Annotated in this window: 18 protein-coding genes; 4 read left to right on the top strand and 14 right to left on the bottom strand. The window is 71.8% G+C overall.

The window, feature by feature from the left end:
* Window positions 1-201: 201 nt before the first annotated feature.
* Window positions 202-357: a hypothetical protein gene (locus tag AB0877_RS10230; protein ID WP_366608262.1), complete on the bottom strand. Its 156-nt coding sequence runs from the start codon at window positions 355-357 to the stop codon at window positions 202-204.
* 581 nt (window positions 358-938) lie between these two features.
* Between AB0877_RS10230 and AB0877_RS10225 the strand changes: the two genes are divergently transcribed.
* The 3 genes from AB0877_RS10225 to AB0877_RS10215 all read left to right on the top strand — a co-directional run bounded on the left by AB0877_RS10225 (window position 939) and on the right by AB0877_RS10215 (window position 3,965).
* On the top strand, window positions 939-1,148 hold the full coding sequence (locus AB0877_RS10225; protein ID WP_366608261.1) for a hypothetical protein: 210 nt from the start codon (window positions 939-941) through the stop codon (window positions 1,146-1,148).
* 571 nt (window positions 1,149-1,719) lie between these two features.
* Window positions 1,720-2,706, top strand: a complete 987-nt coding sequence (locus AB0877_RS10220) for a tyrosine recombinase XerC (RefSeq protein ID WP_366608260.1) — start codon at window positions 1,720-1,722, stop codon at window positions 2,704-2,706.
* Window positions 2,707-2,783: 77 nt separating this feature from the next.
* Window positions 2,784-3,965, top strand: coding sequence for an aminotransferase class V-fold PLP-dependent enzyme (locus AB0877_RS10215; RefSeq protein ID WP_366608259.1), 1,182 nt, complete (start codon window positions 2,784-2,786; stop codon window positions 3,963-3,965).
* Here the strand turns inward: AB0877_RS10215 and AB0877_RS10210 are convergent.
* On the bottom strand, window positions 3,886-4,584 hold the full coding sequence (locus AB0877_RS10210) for a M23 family metallopeptidase (RefSeq protein WP_366608258.1): 699 nt from the start codon (window positions 4,582-4,584) through the stop codon (window positions 3,886-3,888). The two genes, AB0877_RS10215 and AB0877_RS10210, sit on opposite strands and share 80 nt — an antisense overlap.
* A gap of 181 nt (window positions 4,585-4,765) precedes the next feature.
* Between AB0877_RS10210 and AB0877_RS10205 the strand changes: the two genes are divergently transcribed.
* Window positions 4,766-5,908, top strand: coding sequence for a sulfite oxidase (locus AB0877_RS10205; protein ID WP_366608257.1), 1,143 nt, complete (start codon window positions 4,766-4,768; stop codon window positions 5,906-5,908).
* A 63-nt stretch (window positions 5,909-5,971) separates the two neighbouring features.
* Here the strand turns inward: AB0877_RS10205 and AB0877_RS10200 are convergent, their stop codons facing one another.
* The 12 genes from AB0877_RS10200 to proS form a co-directional block, all read right to left on the bottom strand.
* Complete coding sequence (locus AB0877_RS10200; RefSeq protein ID WP_007075222.1) at window positions 5,972-6,295, bottom strand: DUF2469 domain-containing protein; 324 nt, start codon at window positions 6,293-6,295, stop codon at window positions 5,972-5,974.
* Window positions 6,292-7,104 (bottom strand): ribonuclease HII, encoded by an 813-nt coding sequence (locus tag AB0877_RS10195; RefSeq protein WP_366608256.1) that lies wholly within the window; start codon window positions 7,102-7,104, stop codon window positions 6,292-6,294. The genes AB0877_RS10200 and AB0877_RS10195 overlap by 4 nt, the downstream gene beginning before the upstream one ends.
* Window positions 7,098-7,583, bottom strand: a complete 486-nt coding sequence (locus tag AB0877_RS10190) for an NUDIX domain-containing protein (protein ID WP_366608255.1) — start codon at window positions 7,581-7,583, stop codon at window positions 7,098-7,100. Before AB0877_RS10190 ends, AB0877_RS10195 begins: the two co-directional genes overlap by 7 nt.
* Before the next feature lie 47 nt (window positions 7,584-7,630).
* Window positions 7,631-8,266 (bottom strand): signal peptidase I, encoded by a 636-nt coding sequence (gene lepB / locus AB0877_RS10185; protein WP_366608254.1) that lies wholly within the window; start codon window positions 8,264-8,266, stop codon window positions 7,631-7,633.
* Window positions 8,267-8,276: 10 nt separating this feature from the next.
* On the bottom strand, window positions 8,277-9,146 hold the full coding sequence (lepB, locus tag AB0877_RS10180; RefSeq protein ID WP_366608253.1) for a signal peptidase I: 870 nt from the start codon (window positions 9,144-9,146) through the stop codon (window positions 8,277-8,279).
* Window positions 9,147-9,330: 184 nt separating this feature from the next.
* Window positions 9,331-9,687: a 50S ribosomal protein L19 gene (gene rplS / locus AB0877_RS10175; RefSeq protein ID WP_030335223.1), complete on the bottom strand. Its 357-nt coding sequence runs from the start codon at window positions 9,685-9,687 to the stop codon at window positions 9,331-9,333.
* Window positions 9,688-9,830: 143 nt separating this feature from the next.
* Window positions 9,831-10,604, bottom strand: a complete 774-nt coding sequence (trmD, locus tag AB0877_RS10170) for a tRNA (guanosine(37)-N1)-methyltransferase TrmD (RefSeq protein ID WP_366608252.1) — start codon at window positions 10,602-10,604, stop codon at window positions 9,831-9,833.
* Between the two features lie 11 nt (window positions 10,605-10,615).
* Window positions 10,616-11,284 (bottom strand): ribosome maturation factor RimM, encoded by a 669-nt coding sequence (gene rimM, locus AB0877_RS10165; RefSeq protein WP_366608251.1) that lies wholly within the window; start codon window positions 11,282-11,284, stop codon window positions 10,616-10,618.
* A complete protein-coding gene (locus AB0877_RS10160; RefSeq protein ID WP_186718042.1) occupies window positions 11,284-11,544 on the bottom strand; it encodes an RNA-binding protein in 261 nt (86 codons plus the stop codon). Before AB0877_RS10160 ends, rimM begins: the two co-directional genes overlap by 1 nt.
* Window positions 11,519-12,001: a 30S ribosomal protein S16 gene (gene rpsP, locus AB0877_RS10155; RefSeq protein WP_366608250.1), complete on the bottom strand. Its 483-nt coding sequence runs from the start codon at window positions 11,999-12,001 to the stop codon at window positions 11,519-11,521. The genes AB0877_RS10160 and rpsP overlap by 26 nt, the downstream gene beginning before the upstream one ends.
* 228 nt (window positions 12,002-12,229) lie before the next feature.
* The gene (locus AB0877_RS10150; protein ID WP_366608249.1) at window positions 12,230-12,877 is read right to left on the bottom strand and encodes a DUF402 domain-containing protein; all 648 of its coding nucleotides are present in this window, start codon (window positions 12,875-12,877) and stop codon (window positions 12,230-12,232) included.
* A gap of 14 nt (window positions 12,878-12,891) precedes the next feature.
* Entirely contained in the window at window positions 12,892-14,298 is a 1,407-nt protein-coding gene (gene proS / locus AB0877_RS10145; RefSeq protein ID WP_366608248.1) for a proline--tRNA ligase, read from the bottom strand.
* Between the last annotated feature and the right edge of the window lie 99 nt (window positions 14,299-14,397).

The raw sequence follows: 14,397 nt of genomic DNA, 5'->3' as shown, positions 1-14,397 counted from the left end.
CCGGGGTCGTCGTCATGGTTTCAGCGAGGAGGTGACGCCGGCCGCCGAGAGATTGGTGACGGCGCTGCGGGTCACACGATTGAACGACATCCCTCCCAAGTCGTTGTGCACGGAGCCAGAGGCACAGACTCCTCAGACGTTCGGAGCCCGCCACACCCGAGCAATGAACACTGGTCGAGATCCCCGGGCTCGAAGCTGGCCTCAGAACCAGCGGAAGTGGTCGGCGTTGCGGGGCCGGCTGGCGGCCAGAGCCTGCTTGATCCACCCAAGAAACCGCCTGTAGTGCTCAACCGGGTCGGGTGCGGTCCAGTACAGCTCGGCCAGGTCGCGGTTGGCCTCGGTCAAGCAGTCAGCCATGTCTACCCCGAGCAACCTCGGCTCGTCGGCGTATTCGGCCACCAGTTCGGCCTTAGCCCTGTCGCACGGCCATGGGCGGACGCAGTTTGCGCAGAACCAGAAGGGTCGGACGGGGCTGTGCCGCTGCCGGGTCACCGCTGGACGCCTCGGTATCGGACCGGCGACCACCGACTCAGCCGACGCAGCGGTGGGCGCTCGTTATTCAACACCGAGTTCACCGAACCGAACACCACCCCGGGGGGCCCGGGTCGCCCGATCCAGGTCATCCGTGATCCGCTCGATAGCGGCCAGCCGACTGCGCGCGTCGAACAACTGCCGCCGGGCGAGTCGGAGCGAGCTTTCCAGCTCCCCCACCCTCTCGCGTAGTCGCTCTAGTTCGGGATCTGGTTCCACGTCCCACCTCCGGGGGTTGAGTCGAGGGCGGCACCCCCGCCTGCCACGTGACCCGCCACCACCAGCCGAGGGCCTCGGCCTATCGCACCCCAACGCTTGCCACCCTGTCAACATTAGCGCGCCCACACGAGTGTGACTATGTAGGCGCGCTCATGCTGGCCCGATCGCCTCGGTCTACTTTCCTTGGCATGGGTAGGGGGCCGGGAGAACTCGTCGCAGCAGGCGAGATCTTGGCCATGCTCGGCGTTGGCCGCTCGCGATTCCGCCAGATCCGGGAGCACCCCGCCTTCCCCGAGCCGTACCAGACTCTGAGCGTCGGGTCGATCTGGTTGAAGGCCGACGTTGAGAAGTACATCCGCGAGCACCGTCGCCCCCGCCTGGCCGACGAGGACGAGTAGCCCCTTCCGCCCGTCCGGTGCCCGCCGGGAGACACGGAGCGGCCCGGGGGCGGTGATCACTCCCCGACCCGTCGCGCGTGGCTTCCGTAAATCGTCATGCTACGTAAGCAGCCTCGTACTGAGGCGGCGTCGTCCATCGCGGTCCGTCGGGATGACGGCTACGCCCTCACCCCACCCGCCAAAACCAAGCGAGCGGCGGCAGCGGAGACATCCGGCCGGCCGCGCACCTGAGCGTGGGCGACACAGCCCGCCGGCCTGGGTCATCGTCCAGATGCCCGTACCCCCTCGCGCTCGGGGCCCCAGCCAGCCGGTGCTGCCGGTACCGTGCCCGCTCATGGGTGCAATCAAGCCGTGGCACATCAGCGTGCTCCTCTGTCTCGTCGTGACCGCCGCGCTCGTGGTCGGCCTGGTCGTGGTGCTGAGCAAGAGGAACAACCGCCGGTAGTCGGGGGTGGACGCCGGCAGCGTCGTGCCGGGTGCCGGCCGCGGACCGGCCGTAGGCTGGTGCCGTGTCAGCCGTCAGTGAGGGTGCCGGGGCCGAGGAACCGGCCGGCACGTCGGTGCGGCCACGATGAGCCGACCGGACCGGGGCACCCGGGCCATGCACCAGGCGCTCCCGCCAGCGTTGCGCGACGCTGTCGACGACTTCGCCGCACACCTGTCCCGGGTCCGTAACCGCTCGGCGCACACCGTCCGCGCGTACGTCACCGATGTGGTCTCGCTGCTCGACCACGCCGTCCGGATGGGCTGCGTCGACCTCGCCGAGCTGGACCTGTCGGTGCTGCGCAGTTGGCTGGCGCGGCAGCGCACCACGGGTGCGGCGCGCACGTCGTTGGCCCGGCGGGCCGCGTCGGCGCGGGCTTTCAGCGCCTGGGCGCACCGGGCGGGCCTGCTCCCCGCCGACGTGGGTGCCGCGCTGGCCAGCCCTCGCGCGCACCGGGAGCTGCCCAACGTGCTGCGCGCCGACCAGGCCGCCGCTCTGGTCGAGGCACCGTCCCGGCAGGCGCCTCCCCCGAATCCGCCAACGGAGTCGGGCCCCGGCGAAGCCGCCGAGGCGGTACCGCTGCGGGACCGGGTGCTGTTGGAGCTGCTCTACGCCACCGGCGTACGGGTCAGCGAGGCCTGCGGGTTGAACGTCGGGGACGTCGACCACGGCCGGCGGGTGATCCGGGTGTTCGGCAAGGGCGGGCGGGAGCGCTCGGTGCCGTACGGGGTGCCCGCCCAGCGGGCGTTGGACGACTGGCTGCGCCGGGGCCGCCCGGTGCTGGTGGGCGCGCGTTCCGGCGACGCGCTGCTGCTGGGTGCCCGGGGTGGTCGGCTCAACCCGACGACCGCCCGTCAGGTTGTCGGTGCGTACGCCGAGGCCGCCGGGCTGCCCCGGACCAGCCCGCACGGCCTGCGCCACTCCGCCGCCACCCACCTCCTGGAGGGTGGCGCGGACCTGCGCGCCGTGCAGGAGGTACTCGGCCACTCGTCGCTGGCGAGCACGCAGATCTACACCCACGTCTCGGTCGAGCGGCTGCGGACCGCCTACCGGCAGGCGCATCCGCGCGCCTGATCACGGGGGCCGGAGTGCACGCCCGCCCGCCTGGTCGAGGGCCGTGGGCGCACCTGCGTGGCGGTTACGATCATCAGGTGAGCGTCCCGAGTCCTCCTGAGCCGATCCCGGGCGCCCGCCTGCTCTTCTCCCTGGACCCGGCGGTCAGTCACCTCAACCATGGCTCGTTCGGCGCGGTGCCGATCACCGTGCAGCGCGCCCAGCAGCGGCTGCGCGACGAGATGGAGGCGAACCCGCTGCGCTTCTTCACCCAGGGGCTGGTGGACCGGATCGCGCACACCCGCCGGCACCTCGCCGGGTTCCTGGGTGCCGACCCGGACGGCAGCGCCCTGGTGGGCAACACCACCACCGGCGTCGCGGTGGTGCTCCAGTCGATTGGTCTCGAGGCCGGCGACGAGGTGCTGAGCACCGACCACGGGTACGGGGCGGTGAGCCTGGCGATCCAGCGTGAGTGCCGCCGCACCGGCGCGGTGAGCCGGGTCCTGCCGATCCCGCTGGCCGCCACCGACGAGCAGATCGTGCAGAGCATCCGCGACGGCCTGCGCCCCGGGATCACCCGGCTGCTCGTCGTCGACCAGCTCAGCTCGGCCACCGCGAAGCTCTTTCCGACCGCCGCCATCGTCGGGGCGGCCCGCGAACACGGTGTGCCGGTCCTGGTGGATGCCGCGCACGCCCCGGGGATGCTGCCCATCCCGGTGGCCGGCATCGGCGCGGACTTCTGGGTGGGCAACCTGCACAAGTGGGCGTACGCCCCGCGTGGGACCGCCCTGCTGGCGGTGGCGCCGCGGTGGCGGGACCGGGTCGAGCCGCTGGTGGTGTCGTGGGAGCAGGAGTCGGGTTTCCCGGCCCGGCTCGAGTGGCAGGCCACGCTCGACTACACGCCCTGGCTGGCCGCCCCGGCGGGCCTGTTCGCGATGCGCAGCCTCGGCGTCGACCGGGTGCGGGCGCACAACGCGGCGCTCGCCGCGTACGGCCAGCGGGTGGTGGGGGACGCTCTGGGGGTGGCCCCCGCCGACCTGCCCGACCCCGGCGGGCCGGGGGTGGCTCTGCGCCTCATCCCGCTGCCGGCCGGCACGGGCACCACGATCGACGCGGCGCGGGCGTTGCAGGCGCGGATCGGTGAGCGGCTCGCCGCCGAGGTGGCGGTGATGAGCTGGAACGGCCGGGGGTGGCTGCGGCTCACCGGCCAGGTCTACAACGCGGCCGACGAGTACGAACGGCTTGGCGCGCGGCTGCCGGCACTGCTCGCCCAGCGCTGACCGGACGGCCGGGAGCGGACACCGGGACGGGGTCGGCCGGGAGCAGGCGCACCGGACCGAGGCCGAGCAGGGCCAGCGGGTCGAGATACTCCTCGCCCCGGCGCAGGCCCCAGTGCAGGCACGCCTCGGCCGGGCACCCCGGGTGGCCGGGCAGCAGGTCGCCCAGCGGCGCGCCGGCGGCGACCGGCTGGCCGGGGCGTACGCCGGGTTGGACCGGCTCGTGGGTGGTCCGCAGCCCGTCGGCGTGCCCCACGGTGACCACCGGTCGACCGGCCACCAGGCCGGCGAAGAGCACGGTGCCCGGCCCGGCGCTGCGGACCACCGTGCCGGCGGGAGCCGCCAGGTCGACGCCGCGATGGCCGGGGAGCCATGGCTCAGGTGGCGGGTCGAAGCGGCGCACCGGACGGGGCGGCCCGTCGAGCGGCCAGCGGAACCGCCCAGCGGGAGCGGGCGCGGACGCGGACGCCTGGAACGCGATGGGCACGGTCGGCGTCGGTGGTTGGCCGGGCACCGCCGCGACGAGCACCGCCAAGCCGCAGAGCTGCGCGGTCAGCGCCAGTGGCACGGCGGCGCAGAGCAGCACGCTACGGCACATCGAACGGACCGATGGTTGTCGCATAACGGCAGCCTCCGGTCACGGCCGGGTGTACGCCAGCCCAGCCGACAAACCTGTGGACAACCGACGGCGCTGTGGACGACCACCCGACGCTCTCGATGATCTGCTATGCGCAACGCCGCCACGCAGGGCCTAGGCTGGGCCGCGTACGGCGGGGTGCCGCCGTCTGTACCGGGGAGGCCGCATGACCACTCTCGATGACCGGACGTCGTCCCCGACCGGGCCCACGGTGGCCGACGTGAGCGGCCCGTCCCGGCTCGCGGAGCCGGACGAGACGATCAGCGCCGAGGAGCTGCAACTCGCGGCCCGCAACCACGGCATCCCGTTGGAGGCGCTGCGCTACGACGTCACCCCGGCCGGGTTGCACTACCTGCTGATCCACTACGACATCCCGGCGCTCGACCCGGAGACGCACACACTGACCATCGGCGGTGCGGTCGACCGTCAGCTGACCGTCACCCTCGCCGACCTGCGCGAGCGGCCCCGCGTCACCCGGCAGGTGACCCTGGAGTGCGCCGGCAACGGGCGAGCCCTGCTGCACCCCCGACCGGTCAGCCAACCCTGGCTGGTCGAGGCGGTCGGCAACGCGGAGTGGACCGGCACCCCCCTCGCTCCGCTGCTGCGGGAGGCGGGCGTCGACCCGGACGCGGTGGACGTGGTCTTCACCGGCGCCGATCACGGTGTGGAGCGCGGGATCGAGCAGGACTACCAGCGGGCGCTTCCGGTCGCCGACGCGCTTCGCGAGGAGGTGCTGCTGGCGTACGAGATGAACGGCGCTCCCCTGCTGCCGCAGCATGGCGCGCCGCTGCGGCTGATCGTGCCGGGCTGGTACGGAATGGCGCACGTGAAGTGGGTCCACTCGATCGAGCTGCGGACCGAGCCGTTCGAGGGGTACCAGAACGCGGTGGCCTACCGGGTACGTCGCGACGCGGACGACCCGGGCGTGCCGGTCACCCGGATCGAGCCACGGGCGCTGGTCCGTCCGCCCGGCTTCCCCGACTTCATGTCCCGTCGTCGGGTGCTGCGACAGGGCCCGTGCACGCTGGATGGTCGGGCCTGGTCGGGGCACGCCCCGGTGGTCGCCGTGGAGGTGACCACCGACGGCGGGCGGAGCTGGGCGCCGGCCGAGCTGGACCCGGCGGACGCCGGGGACTTCGCCTGGCGGCGCTGGCGGCACGAGTGGGTCGCCACCCCCGGCCGGTACGTGCTCGGCGCGCGGGCGACCGACGCGTCCGGGCGGACCCAGCCGGTCGAGCAACAGTGGAACCGTGGCGGCTTCGCCAACAACTCGGCGCAGCGGGTCGAGGTCGTGGTGCCGACCGAATGATCGGCGGCGGGTGTCACGCCACGGGTGGGGGGCCCGTGGCGGGGCCCGGCGGCTCGGGTGCGCTCAGCCGCCGAAGCCGGAGTCGGCGGGCAGCGAGATGTCGGGCTTCTCCAGCTCCTCGACGTTGACGTCCTTGAAGGTCATCACCCGGACGTTCTTCACGAAGCGGGCAGGACGGTACATGTCCCAGACCCAGGCGTCGTGCATCTCGACCTCGAAGTAGACCTCGCCGTCGGAGTTGCGCACGTGCAGGTCGACCTGGTTGGCCAGGTAGAACCGACGCTCCGTCTCCACCACGTAGGAGAATTGGCGGACAATGTCGCGGTACTCCCGGTAGAGCTGCAGCTCCATCTCGGTCTCGTACTTCTCGAGATCTTCCGCGCTCATCGCACTCCGCCTTCCATGGCCACATCTTCCCCCACCGGCGTCTGAGGCCGAGGCTGCTCGCCCAACGCCACGCCGACGGTACCCCCTGACGCCCACGAGCGCTCCATCGGCTCATCCGGGCCGTGGCCGCCGGGCCGTCGGGCGCGCGGCGGCCGGCCGTCGCGGCCGGAGACCGCGGCGACATTGACGTACGAGAACCGGTGCTCCCGGCACGGCCCGTGCTCCCGCAGCGCCGCCGAGTGCTCCGGGGTGATGTAGCCCTTGTGCTCGGCGAAGCCGTACGCCGGGAACACCGCGTCCAACTCCACCATGAGCCGGTCCCGGGTGACCTTGGCCAGCACACTGGCCGCCGCCACACACGCGGCAACCCGGTCGCCCTTCCACACCGCCAACCCGGGCACACCCAGGCCGTCCACGCCGAACCCGTCGGTCAGCACGTACTCGGGGCGGGTGGTGAGCGAGGCGAGCGCCCGGCGCATCGCGGCCAGGTTGCACACGTGCAGACCCCGGGCGTCGACCTCCTCGGCCGGGATGACCACCACGGCGTACGCGAGCGCGCGGTCCACCACCTCCGCGTACACCCGCTCCCGGCTGGCCGGGGTGAGCAGCTTCGAGTCGGCCAGCCCCTCGATTTCGCCGCGACGCCCCTCGGGCAGCACCGCCGCGGCGGCGACCAGCGGACCGGCACACGCCCCCCGGCCCGCCTCGTCGGCGCCGGCGACGTGCCGGAAGCCACGCCGCTGCAACGCCCGCTCCAGGGCGTACAGGCCGGCCTCGCGGCGCACCACGGTGCGCGGCGGGGTCAGCACGACGCTCCGCCCTGGCCGACGGCGGTCGACCGCCCCAGCCGGGTCAGCAGGGCGGGCAGTTCGGGCGGGTAGAACCGGTCGCCGCTGGCCACCAGCTCGTCCGGGACCCACCAGCGGTGGTCGGCGATGCTGCGGCGCTCGACGTCGTTGAAGCCGGAGGTGTCCACCTGCCAGGAGTCCACCCGGAAGAGGAAGAAATCCTGCTCCTGGCGGTACCAGGTGCCGTCGAAGGAGAACTCGGTCGCATCGGCCCAGACCGGGTCGCCCAACTGGGCCGGGTCGAGCCGCAGGCCGGTCTCCTCGGCCAACTCCCGGGCCGCGCCCGCCGCCGACGACTCCGACGGGTCGAGCCCGCCGCCGGGAGTGAACCAGTATCGGTGCCCGGGCCGGGCCGGGTCGAAGCCCTCGAACAGCAGGACCCTGCCGGCCGCGTCGACGAGCAGCACGCGAGCCGCGCGTCGAGGGGTGTAGACGGTCACCGCACCAGCCTGCCAGACCGACGGCGGATCGCCCACGCCCCGTCGGCCTACGGCTTGGGAATGCCGTCGAACCCGTCGGGCACCGTCAGCCAGGTGGCCCGGTTGACCGGCCAGAAGACGGTGAACGCCCGCCCGACCACGTCTTCCTCGGGGATGGTGGCCTCGGTGATGTCCTGCTGCGACTGCTGCCAGTGCTCCAGCGAGTCGCCGGAGGCGGAGCGGTGGTCGCCCATCACCCACAGCCGACCCTTCGGCACGGTGATGTCGAACTCCTGGTCGGCGGCCTTGTCGCGAATCCCGTCCATGGAGAAGATGTACGGCTCGTCCAGCGACTTGCCGTTGATCATCAACCGTTCCTCGGGGTCGCAGCAGACCACGTGGTCACCGGGGATGCCGATCACCCGCTTGATGAAGTCCTCACCGTCGGGGTTACCGCTCCACGCGGTCGGCGCCTTGAACACGATCACCTCGCCGCGGTGCGGTGACCGGAAGTCGTAGACCAGCTTGTTGACCAGCACCCGGTCATCGATCTTGAGAGTGTTCTCCATGGACGGGGAGGGGATGAAGAAGGTCTGCAGCACGAAGGCGCGGACCAGCACCGCGACCAGGATCGCCACACCCAGCAGGATCGGCAGCTCCTTCCAGAAGGAGCTGCGCGGCTTGTCGGTCTGCTCGTCAATCACGCCAAGGAGCCTACGTTGCCCGGCTGGACGGCACCGTCCGGAACGCGCGGGAACCACGCAGCGCGGCTACCAATGGAAGCATCAGCAGCACACCGCCCTGCGGAGTCGGTCGCGCCGGAGTCGCACCGGGGGACGCCGTGACCGGCCCGGAGACGTCCTCGAACGTGGACGGCACCGACAGGGCGCTCCACCGCGACGACGGCCAGACCACCATGAAGGCCCGGCCGACCACGTTGTCGATCGGCACCGGCCCCTGGCAACGGGCGTCCTGGGAGACCTCACGGTGATCACCCATCACGAAGATCTGACCGGGTGGCACGACGATCTCGTCGAAGCGCCGGGAGCGGCACTCTGCCGGGTTGGGCGGCAGGTCCAGGGGTGAGTCCCGCAGGACGTACGACTCGTTGAGCGGGATGCCGTTGACGGTCACCCGACCCTGACTGTCGCAGCACGCGACCCGGTCACCGGGAAGACCGATCACCCGCTTGATGAAGTCCTTCTCACCGGGGCGGCTCACCCCGACCAGGTCGCCGACGGTGCGGGCGAGCCGGCCGCTGACGCCGGGCTCCGGCTGCTCGTCGACCTGCGGCGCCCAGCGATCGGTGCCCCGGAAGACCACCACCTCGCCGCGCAGCGGGTCGCGAACGTCGTAGACGACCTTGTTGACCAGCACCCGGTCACCGACGAGGAGGGTGTCCTCCATCGAGCCGGACGGAATGAAGAACGCCTGGAGCAGGAAGGTGCGGATCAGCACCGCGAGGCAGAACGCGACCACCAGCAGCAGCGGCAACTCCTGCCAGAGCGGCATCTGCCGGCGGGTGCGGCGAGCCCGTCGGCGCCACGGATCGACGGTGCCGTCCTCGTCAAGCGTCTGCACCACGCCACTCCCCGGTCCGCAGAAAACACCACCGCCCGGGAGCCTCGTCGAGGCTCCACGGGCGGTCGTGGACAACTACCCGCCACCTGGGGCGGGACCGCTGCCTCGCTGCGCCCGTACCGACCAGGGTAGTGCGCTCTGGTCGGTACGGCATACGCGCAGCTCGGGCGGCGTGGCGAGCGGGAAGTCAGCTGGGCTGCTTCTCCCGCTTCTCCTTGATCTTGGCCTTCTTGCCGCGCAGCTCGCGCAGGTAGTAGAGCTTGGCGCGACGCACGTCACCGCGGGTCACGACCTCGATCCGGTCGATGCCCGGGCCGTTGAGCGGGTAGGTCCGCTCGACGCCGACACCGAAGCTGACCTTGCGGACCGAGAAGGTCTCGCGCAGACCGTCACCCTGGCGACGGATCACGACGCCCTGGAAGATCTGGACACGGGACCGGTTGCCCTCGACGACGCGGGCGTGCACCTTGACGGTGTCACCGGCCCGGAAGTCGGGAAGGTCGGTCCGCTTCGACTGGGCGTCAAGGGCGTCCAGGATGTTCATCGCTGCGTCCTCGTAAGGCTCACGGCGCACCGTCACTCGGTGCGCGGGTGGGTGATTCTGATTCCCGGGTGGTGATCGGCGAACCGACCCCGGTCGGGGATCCTCGCAGCCGACCGCGGGCGCGGACGGATGCGGCAACCCCCCTACTTTGCCACATCCCCCGGTGGAGGTTGAAATCCGGCCTGGTCCAGGGCCGCGATGTCCCGTTTGTCGAGCCGGTCGGCCGGTAGCGCGGCCAGCAGATCCGGCCGGCGGGCGGCGGTGCGCAGCAGACCCTCCTCGCGCCGCCAGCGGGCGATCCTGCCGTGGTCACCGGAGCGGAGCACCTCCGGCACGTCGTGCCCACGCCAGCTCGGCGGCTTGGTGTAGATCGGCGCCTCCAGCAGCCCGTGCGCGTGCGACTCCTCGTCCAACGAGCCCGCGTTGCCCAGCACCCCGGGCAGCAGCCGGGTGACCGCCTCCAGCATCACCAGGACCGCGACCTCGCCGCCGAAGAGCACGTAGTCACCGAGCGACACCTCGGTGACCGGCATCCGGGTGGCGGCGTGCGCCAGGACCCGCTGGTCGATCCCCTCGTAGCGGCCGCAGGTGAAGAGCAGATGCGACTCCGCCGCCAACTCGTACGCCATGGCCTGGGTGAAGGGGGCACCGGCCGGCGACGGCACCAGCAGCCGTGGCGGCGGGGCGTCGAGGGGCGCGAGGGCGTCCAGCGCCTCGCCCCACGGCTCAGGACGCATCACCATGCCCGGCCCGCCACCGTAGGGGGTGTCGTCGACGGTGCGGTGCACGTCATGGGTCCAGGTCCGCAGGTCGTGCACGGCGAGGTGGAGTACGCCGTTGGCCCGCGCCCGTCCGATCAGCGACAGGTCCAGCGGGGCGAAGTACTCCGGAAAGATCGACACGACGTCGACGCGCATGCGGGCTGGTCCTAAAGGTCGAGCAGTCCGGCTGGCGGGTCGACGATCACACGTCCGCCGGCCAGGTCGACCTCCGGAACGATCGCCCGGACGAACGGGATCAACGCGGTACGCCCCTCTGGGCGCCGCAGCACCAGCAGGTCGGACGAGGGCGCGTGGTCGATGCGGGCGACCTCACCCAGGCGCTCACCGGCCGGGGTCACCACGGCCAACCCGACCAACTGGTGGTCGTGGAACTCCTCCGGGTCGTCCGGTGGGGTCACGTCGGCGCTGTCCAGCACGAGCAGCGTCCCGCGCAGCGCCTCGGCGGTGTTGCGGTCCAGGATGCCCTCGAACGCGATCAGCATCCGGCCCTGGTGGAAGCGGGCTTCCTCGATGGTCAGCTCCGCGGGAACCCGGAACGGCACCCCGGGCCCATCGCTGGCCGGTGGGGGTGTCGCCCCCGGCTCAGTGCGCAGCACACCGCTGCTGCGCGGGGACGCAGTCGGGGGTGTCGCCCCCGGCTCAGTGCGCAGCACACCGCTGCTGCGCGGGGACGCAGTCGGGGGCGTCGCCCCCGGCTCAGTGCGCAGCACTGCACCGGGGGCGAACCGTGCCTCGGGCTCGTCGGTCCGCACTTCCACGGTGACCTCACCGCGGACACCGTGCGGCTTGCCGATCCTGCCGACGACGAGCTGCATCAGTACGAGTCGACGATGTCGACGCGAACCCCGCGCCCGCCGATGGAGCCGATCACCTGGCGCAGCGCCTTGGCGGTCCGGCCGGACCGCCCGATCACAGTGCCGAGGTCCTCGGGGTGCACGCGGACTTCCAGCCGCTTACCCCGACGGGAATCGACCAACCGCACCCGGACGTCGTCCGGGTGGTCGACGATGCCCTTGACCAGGTGCTCCAACGCCGGACGCAGTGGCATGTCAGGCCTGCTCACCGGCGTCGGCAGCGGCCGGAGCCTCGGCCTTCGGAGCCTCGGCGGCCGGAGTCTCAGCGTCGGCCTTCGGAGCCTCGGCAGCCTTGGCGGCCTTCTTGGCCGGCTTGGCCGGGGTCTCCGGGGCGAGCCCGGCGGCGGCCTTCGCCTCAGCCTCGTACGCCGCCTTGCGGTCGGCCCGCTCGGGAGCGACCAGGAGCGGCGGCGGGGCCGGCAGGCCCTTGTACTTCTGCCAGTCACCGGTCAGCTCCAGCAGCCGCTGCACCGCCTCGCTCGGCTGAGCGCCGACGGACAGCCAGTACTGGACCCGCTCCGACTTGACCTCGATGATCGAGGGGTCTTCCTTGGGCTGGTAAACCCCGACGAACTCGATCGCCCGGCCGTCACGCTTGGTGCGCGAATCGGCGACGACGATGCGGTACTGCGGGTTGCGGATCTTGCCCATCCGCAGGAGCCGGATCTTTACGGCCACAGTTGTTTCGCTCCTGTTGCGATCTCACCGGCCCAAACGGGCGGTGTGCATGGGTGAGCGCCGACCGGCACAGTGGGGTTGGGCCGGAGACTACTCGGTGGACTGGCGACGTGCCCGGGTTAGAGGGCGCCGGACGCGCGCCGGATACCAGCTAGCCATTCTGCCAGATCCGGCGCCGATCTCCCGCATCGGAGGGGTACACCACGTCGTCGGCGACCTCGACACCGCTCAGCGCACCGGTGGACGGTCCCATCCCGGTGGCAGTTTGTCTGGTATGCCCCACTCCGGCGGGGGTGTGAAGTCACACCAGGTGCCGTCGAACGGGAACTCGCCGGACTCGGCCAGCGCGATCACCCGCTCCCCCTCGGCGCGGACCGCCTTCTCGTCGGTCACCCAGTAGTCGGCGCCGAAGGCGAGCCGCTCGACGAACTCACCCTCGTCCTTCCACTCCCAGCTGCGGTCCGGCCACACCACCACGTCCAGGTCCTGGTCCACCACGTCGACGCCGGCCACCGGGCCGTCGTCCCAGCGGACACCGGGCTCCTCCAGGTTGACGTACCAGTGGGCGAACCGGCCCTGGGCGTCGGAGAACCACCAGACGGAGTGCGCCGCCCCCGTGGGCAGGAACTTCAACAGCGGCGGGCCGTTCCAACGCCCCTGCGCCAACCGGTACGTCGACGAGATCCACTCGGCGAACGGCATCGCCCGCATCCCCAGCCCGGCCTCGGTCACCTCGTGGGCCACCGGCGAGTCCCGGGCGATCCAGACCAGCAACCCTCGATCATCGTCGCTGACCACGCGGGCCGGCCGGACCCACCCGATCCGGCCGTGCCGCACGTTCCGATGCATGATCAGCCGGCCTGGCGCGAAGCGCACGACCGTCCTACGTCTCAGTAGGCGCGGGCGAGGATGGCGACCAGATCCGGCTCGTCCTCCGAGTCCGGTACCGACCCGTCGGCGCGCAGCAGGCAGCGCACCGTGACGCCCTGACCGTTCGCCTCCGCCTCACCGGCCACGCCGACCGCCGACCACGGCACCCGCGCCCAGCCGGTCGCGGCGGCCTCGATCGCCTCGGCCAGGGTGGCCACCTCCACGGTGCGCGACTCGCGGTTGGCCAGCGCCTGGTCGTGCAGCACCTGCTGGTCCGTCTCCAAAGCGCTCAGCACCGCGGTGACCACGTCCGCCACCGGCGTCGGGGTCTTCGAACCGTCGGTCCGCCGCACCACCGTCGCATTGCCAACGGCCAGGTCACGGGGGCCGACCTCGACGCGTACCGGATAGCCACGCAGCTCGGCGTCGACGGCCCGGCGGCCGAACGGGGTGTCGGTCCGGTCGTCGAGCGCGACCCGGACACCGGCGTCGCGCAGGCCGTCGCGCAGCTTGGCCGCCGCCTCGCCGACGCCGTCGCCGTCCTTGACGATCATGACGTACGCCTGGATCGGGGCCAGCTTCGGCGGCACGCGCAGGCCGTTGTCGTCGCCGTGCGCCATGATCAGGCCACCGAGCATGCGGGTGGACGTGCCCCAGGAGGTGGTCCAGGCGTGCTCCCGGCCGCCCTCCTTGGAGGAGTAGCTGATGTCGAAGGCCCTGGCGAAGTTCTGGCCCAGCTCGTGGCTGGTGCCCAGCTGCAACGCCTTGCCGTCGCCCATCATGCCTTCGCAGGTGTACGTGGCCGTCGCCCCGGCGAAGCGCTCACGCTTCGTCTTCAGACCGACCACGACCGGAATGCCGATCACGTTGACCATCAGGTCCTCGTACGCCTCGTGCAGAATCCGCCGCGCGTACGCCCGGGCGTCCTCACGGGTGGCGTGCGCGGTGTGCCCCTCCTGCCAGAGGAACTCGCTGGTACGCAGGAAGATCCGCGGCCGAAGCTCCCACCGGACCACGTTCGCCCACTGGTTCAGCAGCAGCGGCAGGTCCCGGTACGAGTCGATCCACTTGGCCATGAACTCGCCGATGACCGTCTCGCTGGTCGGGCGCACCACCACCGGCTCGGCCAGCGGCTTGCCACCACCGTGCGTGACGACGGCCAGCTCCGGCGAGAATCCCTCGACGTGCTCCGCCTCGCGCTTGAGATAGTTCTCGGGGATGAACAACGGGAAGTACGCGTTCTCCGCACCCGCCGCCTTGATCCGAGCGTCCATCTCAGCCTGCATACGCTCCCAGATGGCGTAGCCGGCCGGTCGGATGACCATGGTGCCGCGAACCGGGCCGTTGTCGGCCAGCTTCGCCTTGGCGATCAGGTCCTGGTACCAGCGGGGAAAATCCTCCGCACGGGGAGTGAGCACGCGTGCCATGACCGCACATCCTATGCGCCGCTCGTCAGAGCGGTGCGCTCGGGCGCGGCATCGCCTGCCCCCGCCGCCCTGTCCTCCGTCCGCACGCCCGCGCAAGTT

This window comes from Micromonospora sp. NPDC047644 (assembly GCF_040704315.1).
Taxonomy (GTDB): domain Bacteria; phylum Actinomycetota; class Actinomycetes; order Mycobacteriales; family Micromonosporaceae; genus Micromonospora.
The sequence above is the reverse complement of the archived record's forward strand: the minus strand, read 5'-3'. Positions and strand labels throughout refer to the sequence as shown.

What these genes read in the sequence shown, in the direction of transcription:
- AB0877_RS10200 (WP_007075222.1), bottom strand. Translation starts at nt 6,295, where the DNA reads ATGAGCGCGGAAGATCTCGAGAAGTACGAGACCGAGATGGAGCTGCAG.
- rimM (WP_366608251.1), bottom strand. Translation starts at nt 11,284, where the DNA reads ATGCAGCTCGTCGTCGGCAGGATCGGCAAGCCGCACGGTGTCCGCGGT.
- AB0877_RS10205 (WP_366608257.1), top strand. Translation starts at nt 4,766, where the DNA reads ATGACCACTCTCGATGACCGGACGTCGTCCCCGACCGGGCCCACGGTG.
- proS (WP_366608248.1), bottom strand. Translation starts at nt 14,298, where the DNA reads ATGGCACGCGTGCTCACTCCCCGTGCGGAGGATTTTCCCCGCTGGTAC.
- AB0877_RS10230 (WP_366608262.1), bottom strand. Translation starts at nt 357, where the DNA reads ATGGCTGACTGCTTGACCGAGGCCAACCGCGACCTGGCCGAGCTGTAC.
- AB0877_RS10225 (WP_366608261.1), top strand. Translation starts at nt 939, where the DNA reads ATGGGTAGGGGGCCGGGAGAACTCGTCGCAGCAGGCGAGATCTTGGCC.
- AB0877_RS10210 (WP_366608258.1), bottom strand. Translation starts at nt 4,584, where the DNA reads ATGCGACAACCATCGGTCCGTTCGATGTGCCGTAGCGTGCTGCTCTGC.
- AB0877_RS10220 (WP_366608260.1), top strand. Translation starts at nt 1,720, where the DNA reads ATGAGCCGACCGGACCGGGGCACCCGGGCCATGCACCAGGCGCTCCCG.
- rplS (WP_030335223.1), bottom strand. Translation starts at nt 9,687, where the DNA reads ATGAACATCCTGGACGCCCTTGACGCCCAGTCGAAGCGGACCGACCTT.
- trmD (WP_366608252.1), bottom strand. Translation starts at nt 10,604, where the DNA reads ATGCGCGTCGACGTCGTGTCGATCTTTCCGGAGTACTTCGCCCCGCTG.